Here is a 6,485-nt window from a genome sequence, read left to right on the forward strand (position 1 = left end):
TCGGCGTCCTGCGCAGTGTGGAGCGCCCGGTCTACGACGTACTCATGTCCGACCAGCTCGACACCGCGATCGAGCAGCACGGCAAGGGCGACCTGTCCACGCTGCTCCGTGGCAGGGAGACCTGGACCGTGCCGGGGCCCCCGGCACGCCCGGTGCCGGCCACGACGGCCTGACGCACCACCGGAGGGCAGCCCACCGCCTCGCTCTCCGAAGGCCGGAGGCCGTATCGGATGTTCCCGATACGGCCTCCGAGGCGTCTGTGGCCTGTCGTCAGGTGGTCTGGCCGGAGCCCGTTCCCCGTGCCGCCTTGATGCCCTTGGTGATGTCGTCCAGGACCGTGAGCTTCGGTGCCTCGGTGCTGATGTCGAAGCCGGAGCGCACGACGACCAGCATGCCCTTGACGTTGGGGGAGGGGAACGCGAGCGACTCGACGTATCCGTCGTCGCCGTTCTTCGTCACCACCTTCCAGCGCACCGCGAAGCCCTTCTGCCCGGCGACCGTGACGGCCTCGGACCTGAGTTCCTCGTGCGAGGTGATGCCGCCGTAGATCTTCTCGCCGTACGACTCCTCGGCGTTGGCCTTGATGTCGGCCTTGGCAGCGGCCTTCGCGGTGGTCGCGTCGATCTTCAGGGCCTGGGCCGGTGCGGAGGTCACTCCGCCGCGGACGCAGGTCTCCGACTCGGCACCGGGGCAGGCGTACTCGCCGGTCTGCACACCGGCGCCGATCGGCCCCGACTGGCCGGTCCAGCCGTCGGGGACGGGAATGCTGATGCCGCTGGCCGCGTCGGTGGCGTACCCGTCCTCGGTCTGCGGCATCTGCTGCTGGTCGGGGCCCTGTCCGCCGCCCTGGCCTCCGTCCTGCCCGCCGTCCTGTCCGCCGCCGCCCGGGGCGCCGGGGAGGCGGGGGCTCTCCGAGGGGGCGGGTGCCGCGGCGGAGGAGTCGTCGGAACGGTCGCCCAGCAGATACGCGCCGCCGCCGACGGCCGCGAGTACGACGATGCCCGCTGCGATGCCCGCGCCGATGCGTATGCGACGGCGCCTGACCGTCGCGGGAGGTATCCGGAGTTGGTCGGTCCAGCGGCTCCCGTCCCACCAGCGTTCCTGAAGGGGGCCGATTCCTGAGTGCCCGGGGTCTGGATGCCAGCCGGGCGGGGTCGTCTGGGTCACGAGAGCACCGTAGGCGCACTGGGTGAGAATCGTATGAAACACACAGCGTGGTCGTCGTCACGTCACAGGTGGCGGTGCCTCATCCGCCGGCACGCAGGCGATCCGTGGACGCGGGCGAACCCGGCATCCCCCAGCCGCTGTCGGCTGAGGTCACCGGAATCGCGTCGCGGATGGAAGGGCCGGCCGGGCTCACCGGACCGGCGACTCCGCGGAGCCGTGGACGGCAGCCTGCTGAACGGAATCCCGAAGGCCCGGGGCATCCGGTTCCCCGGCCGGGGCCGCGGCACGCAGCGCCGCTTCGACCCGGCGGTCGCTGGTCATGGTCGCCGTGAGGGCGGTCATGGCGAGGAGGAGGGATGCGGCGGCGTAGAGCGGGGTGCGCACGTCGTAGGCGGTGGCCAGCCAGCCGCCGAGGAAGGCGCCGAACGGGGCGGCGCACATGGCGAGCATGCGGGAGGTCGAGGCGACCCGGCCCATCAGATGGGCGGGGACGATCGCCTGCCGGAGGGAGGGGGCGAGCACCATCGTGGCGCCCATGCCCGCTCCGCAGACGGCGAGCGCGAGGCCGGCGACGTACGCGTCGGGGGCGGCGGCCAGTCCCAGGACGGCGAGCCCTTCGACCGCGGCGGTGCAGGTCAGCGCGGTGCCGGTGCCGAGCCGGCGGCCGAGGAGGGAGGCGATGCCCGCTCCGAGAAGGCCCCCGGTGGCCTCCGCGGTGAGAAGCAGGCCGAAGCCGAAGGCGCCGATGCCGAGGCGGTCGTGAGCGAAGAGGGCGAGGACGGTCTCCACGGCGAGGAAGGCGATGTTCCCGACCGCCGGACGCAGCGCGAGTCCGAGCAGCAGCTGATCCCGGAACACGTACGAGGCACCGGCCCGCGCCTGGCGCAGCAGCGACTCGCGGGCCTGCGGCACGGGCCGGGGCGCGGTGGGCAACGACCGTACGAGCAGTGCGGAGACCGCGAACGACACCGCGTCGGCGAGGAGCGGAACCGCCCGCCCGAGGGCGAGCAGGGCGCTGCCCAAGGGGGGCCCCGCGAAGCCCGAAGCGGCGGTCTGCGTGCCGCGCAGACGGGAGTTGGCGCGCTCCAGGAGCACGGAGTCGCGGCCGAGCAGATCCGGCAGGTAGGCCGTGGCGGCCGTGTCGAAGAAGAGGCCGCCGAGGCCGAGCAGGAAGGCGACGGCCGCGAGCAGCGGAATGCTCAGCACGTCGAGCACGGCCGCTGCCGCCGGTACCGCGAGTAGCGCTGCACGGGCCACGTCCGCGACCCACATCGTGCGCCGGCGGTCCCAGCGGTCCACCAGCGCACCGCCGAGCACCCCGAAGAGCAGCCAGGGCAGCGTCCCGGCGGCCGCGACGACGGCGAGCGCCATCGGATCCCGCGTCAGCGTCAACGCGAGCAGCGGCAGCGCGGCATGCGTCACCCCGTCCCCGAGCGAGGACACCGTCTGTGCCGTCCACAGCCGCCCGAACCCGGTCGGCAGCTTTCCTTCGTGCAGCGTCACTCGGAGTCCCCCTGGGTCTGCTTGTGCGGTGCCGGCCGGAACAGTGCGAAGGTCAGGGACACGTCCGGAAGCGCCGGATCCGACAGCTCCCGGTACTCGTCCGCCAGTGCCTCCAGCCGTGCCCCCAGCTCAGCGAACTGCTCCTCGGTGAGCCGCAGATGCGCCATCCGCACGTGCCGCTCGCCGTCCGCCGGCGATGCCTCGAGGTCCGCCACCGCGTGCCGCATCAGCACGTCGGGCCCCCCTTCGCCCGGATCCGGCATCTCGATCGACCGGGCGGCCATCGCGTAGTACCGCTCGGTGACCCCCCGGACCTTCCGCGTCCGTACCACCTTCACCAGGCCGGCCTTCTCGAGCAGCCGCACATGGTAGCTGGAGCTCCCCTTCGCGAGGCCCATGCGCTCGGCGATCTGCGTGATCGTCGCGGGCTCGAAGCGGAGCGTGGCCATGATCCGGTGACGCGTGAGGTTGGAGACGGCGCGCAACTGCTCGTCGGTGGAGACGTGGAAGGTCTCAGGGAGTTCGTCATCAGGCATGCGTCAATGGTCAACGTTTCTTGACCATTGCGCAAGGGGAATTCCGCGATGACTTCCGGAGTGGGTTGTTCCGCACGTGACGCGCCATGGGGGAGCCCTCCGGCCGTCCCGTGTCCGGGAGGTACCGCCCGGAGACGGCGTGTGCCCGTACCGCCTCCGTGAGGGGTACGGGCACGCGGGGTTCCGGGGCGCCGGGCCCCCTTCTCACGGCTCGATCAGACCGGCCCGGATCGCGTAGCGGGTGAGTTCCAGGCGGTCGCGCAGTCCCAGCTTCTGCAGCAGGTTGGCGCGGTGCCGCTCGACGGTCTTGACGCTGATCACGAGCATGCCCGCGATCTCCTTCGACGAGTGGCCTTCGGCGACCAGCTTGAGGATCTCCTCCTCGCGCTCGGTGATCGCCCGCTCCGGTACGTCGCCGCCGCCCCTGACCCGGTCCAGGTAGTTCCGGATGAGGGCGGTGACCGCGCCCGGGTAGAGGAACGGCTCGTCGCGCATGGCCGCGCGGCACGCCTCGACGAGGTCCCGGTCGGCGACGGACTTCAGCACGAAGCCCGAGGCGCCGGCCTTGAGTGCCTCGAAGAAGTACTGCTCGTTGTCGTACATGGTGAGCATGAGGATGCGCAGCTCCGGCATCACCCGGGACAACTCGCGGGCGGCCTGAAGGCCTGTCAGGCGGGGCATCGCGATGTCCAGGACGGCAAGGTCCGGGCGTTCCGTCCGCGCCATCTCGACGGCCTCGGCGCCGTCGCCCGCCTCGGCGACGACCTGGAGGTCCGGTTCGCCGTCGAGGATGAGCCGCACCCCCCGGCGGACCAGCGCATGGTCGTCGGCGAGCAGGATGCGGGTCGGCCCGGAACCGGCGGGGGAGTGGGGCATGGTCAGGTGTCTCCGTTCCGTACGGGTACGTCGAGGCGCACCTCGGTGCCGCCCGTCGCACCGCTGCCGAGAGCGAGGGTGGCGCCGATGAGCAGCGCACGTTCACGCATGCCGCGCTGGCCCGCGCCCTCGGGAGCGCCGCCGAGGCCCCGCCCGTCGTCGCTGATCCGCAGCTCCACCCCGGAAGGGCTGCGCCGCAGGGAGAGCTCCAACAGGGTGGCCCGGGCGTGCCGGACGGTGTTCGTGACCGCCTCCTGGGCGATGCGGTACACGACGAGCTCCGCCTCCTCCCCGAGCGGAGGCAGGTCCTTCTCCCAGCGGCGCCGGACCGTCAGCCCCGCCGGCGTCGGTGTCTCGGTGGTCAGGGCCGTCAGCGCGCTGACCAGGCCCAGCTCCTCCAGTACGCCGGGGCGCAGGCGCCGTGCGATCCGGCGGATCTCGTCCAGGCTGCCCCGGGTGATCTCCTGGACCTCTGCCAGCTCGGCGCGCAGGGGTTCCGGGGCGCGACCCGTGACCCGCTTCAGCTCCAGCAGCACCGCGGTCAGGGTCTGGCCCACCTCGTCGTGCAACTCCTGTGCGACCCGGCGGCGTTCGGCCTCCTGGGCCCAGAGGGCGCGGGCGCTGCTCGTCGCCCGCTCCGCCTCCAGGCGGTCGAGCATGCTGTTGAACGTCTCGATCAGCGCCGCGACCTCCCCCTCGCCGGCGACCTCGGGGCGCGGACCCGGGCTCAGCAGATCGGTGGTCGTCATCGCGCGGGTGACCCGTTGGAGCGGGGCGAGACCCAGCCGCAGGAGCAGCGCGTTCGCGCCGAGCATCAGGGCCATGCCGCCGGCCAGGATCAGCGCCTCGGTCAGCACCACGGGGGCCGAGACGGTGATCGGGCCGAGCAGCAGCAGCGCGCCGGCCGCGACCAGAACGGCCGCGTTGAGCAGGAAGATGCGCCAGAACAGGGACAAGACCGCACGGCCTCCTTCGGTCGGGTACTCGGGCGACTGCCTCCACTATCGCCGGTCGGGGAGGGTGCACCGCCGCGCGAGCGTCCCGTGGCCGCGTCTGCATGGCGGCCCCCCTCGAAGATGGGTGCCGGCCCCCATGTCCCCGGCGCCCTCGGGCGGCGACGATGGAGCCGGACCCGACGGGTCCCGATCGAGAAGGGAGTCACCATGCGCCGGCACGACATGCCCCGGCACGACGACCGTCCGCGCGGCCACGGGAGCCGGACCGGCGGCGACGGCCCCGCACGCGCGGACGTCCCGCGCGGACGGCGTCCGGGCCCGACGTGGGCGTGGCTCGCCGTCGGAGTCGTCGGCCTGGTGGCGGGTATCGCCATGGGCCACGGTCTGCTCATCGCCGCCGGGCTCGTGGTGGCCGGGATGGCCGGCCAGCTCCTCGACCCCCAGCGGAGCAGGCACCGGAACAGGGCGCCGCGCCCCCGTTGAGCCGCCTCGGCGCTTTGGTCCGACCACACGTCCTGTGTGACATAGTCGGGACATGCGAATCGCCCGGAGCAGGGAGTAGCGGATGCCCGTCGAGTGGCAACCCGTACGGCAGTCCCGTACCCACGAGCTGGTGCTCCAGAGCATCGAGGAACGGGTCTTCGCCGGAGAGCTCAAGGCGGGCGACCGCCTGCCGCCCGAGCGGGAGCTCGCGCCGGTGCTCGGCGTCAGCCGGTCCGCGCTGCGCGAGGCGCTCAGGGTGCTGGAGACGATCGGTGTGCTGGTCGCCCAGCCCGGTCGTGGCCCGGACTCAGGGGCGCGCATCGTCCGCAACCCCGACGACGCGCTGGGGCGGCTGCTGCGCCTCCACTTCGCGCTCGGCAGCTACAGCCTGCACGACGTCCTCGAGGCGAGGGTCGTGCTGGAGCGGTCGAGCTGGGAGGCCGCCGCGCGCCACGCCCGGGCCGAGGACCTCGACGCCGCGGCGGAACTCGTCCGGCGGATGGGCGAGCCGGACGTCGGCGTCGCCGAATTCAACGACCTCGACACCCGCTTCCACGTGGTGATCGCCGGGAGCTCGGGCAACGCCCTCACCTCCACCCTCACCTCGGCGGTCCGCGAGTCCGTCCGCCCGCTGATCCTGCGCGCGCTGGAGGAGACCGACGACTGGCCGGCGACGGCGGGCGCGCTCAACGCCCAGCACGCACACCTCCTCCGGCTGGTGCGCGAGGGGCGCGGCGGCGAGGCGGCCGACCTGGTCGAGGAGCACATCCGGGGCCTCCACGGAACCCTGGTCGACGGGAACGAGCCCCGGTAGGGGCGGGACGTGTGGGGCGAACGGGGGCGGGGGGGGGGGGGGGGCGCCCCCCCCCCCCCCCCCCCCCCCCCCCCCCCCCCCGGCCGCCCCCCCCCCCCCCCCCCCCCCCCCCCCCCAAAAAAAAAAAAAAAAAACACCCCACACAAAAAC

General features: G+C 73.1%; 7 protein-coding genes. 2 read left to right on the plus strand and 5 right to left on the minus strand.

What is annotated here, in order from left to right; genetic code table 11:
• Positions 1–270 precede the first annotated feature (270 nt).
• The 5 genes from ACFC51_RS34090 to ACFC51_RS34110 all read right to left on the minus strand — a co-directional run bounded on the left by ACFC51_RS34090 (position 271) and on the right by ACFC51_RS34110 (position 5,038).
• A complete protein-coding gene (locus tag ACFC51_RS34090) occupies positions 271–1,167 on the minus strand; it encodes a DUF2510 domain-containing protein (protein ID WP_376532621.1) in 897 nt (298 codons plus the stop codon).
• A 189-nt stretch (positions 1,168–1,356) separates the two neighbouring features.
• Entirely contained in the window at positions 1,357–2,649 is a 1,293-nt protein-coding gene (locus ACFC51_RS34095) for an MFS transporter (protein WP_376532669.1), read from the minus strand.
• A gap of 17 nt (positions 2,650–2,666) precedes the next feature.
• Complete coding sequence (locus ACFC51_RS34100; protein ID WP_376381206.1) at positions 2,667–3,206, minus strand: ArsR/SmtB family transcription factor; 540 nt, start codon at positions 3,204–3,206, stop codon at positions 2,667–2,669.
• A gap of 204 nt (positions 3,207–3,410) precedes the next feature.
• Complete coding sequence (locus ACFC51_RS34105) at positions 3,411–4,082, minus strand: response regulator (RefSeq protein WP_376381203.1); 672 nt, start codon at positions 4,080–4,082, stop codon at positions 3,411–3,413.
• Positions 4,083–4,084: 2 nt separating this feature from the next.
• Positions 4,085–5,038 carry a sensor histidine kinase gene (locus ACFC51_RS34110; protein ID WP_376381200.1) on the minus strand — a complete coding sequence of 318 codons (954 nt, stop codon included), beginning with the start codon at positions 5,036–5,038 and terminating at the stop codon, positions 4,085–4,087.
• A 207-nt stretch (positions 5,039–5,245) separates the two neighbouring features.
• Between ACFC51_RS34110 and ACFC51_RS34115 the strand changes: the two genes are divergently transcribed.
• A complete protein-coding gene (locus tag ACFC51_RS34115) occupies positions 5,246–5,521 on the plus strand; it encodes a hypothetical protein (RefSeq protein ID WP_376381197.1) in 276 nt (91 codons plus the stop codon).
• Positions 5,522–5,603: 82 nt separating this feature from the next.
• On the plus strand, positions 5,604–6,335 hold the full coding sequence (locus ACFC51_RS34120) for a FadR/GntR family transcriptional regulator (protein ID WP_376381195.1): 732 nt from the start codon (positions 5,604–5,606) through the stop codon (positions 6,333–6,335).
• Positions 6,336–6,485: the final 150 nt, after the last annotated feature.

The sequence above is a fragment of the Streptomyces sp. NPDC055962 genome, from assembly GCF_042270185.1.
Taxonomy (GTDB): Bacteria; Actinomycetota; Actinomycetes; order Streptomycetales; family Streptomycetaceae; genus Streptomyces.

What these genes read in the sequence shown, in the direction of transcription:
- ACFC51_RS34100 (WP_376381206.1), bottom strand. Translation starts at nt 3,206, where the DNA reads ATGCCTGATGACGAACTCCCTGAGACCTTCCACGTCTCCACCGACGAG.
- ACFC51_RS34105 (WP_376381203.1), bottom strand. Translation starts at nt 4,082, where the DNA reads ATGCCCCACTCCCCCGCCGGTTCCGGGCCGACCCGCATCCTGCTCGCC.
- ACFC51_RS34115 (WP_376381197.1), top strand. Translation starts at nt 5,246, where the DNA reads ATGCGCCGGCACGACATGCCCCGGCACGACGACCGTCCGCGCGGCCAC.
- ACFC51_RS34120 (WP_376381195.1), top strand. Translation starts at nt 5,604, where the DNA reads ATGCCCGTCGAGTGGCAACCCGTACGGCAGTCCCGTACCCACGAGCTG.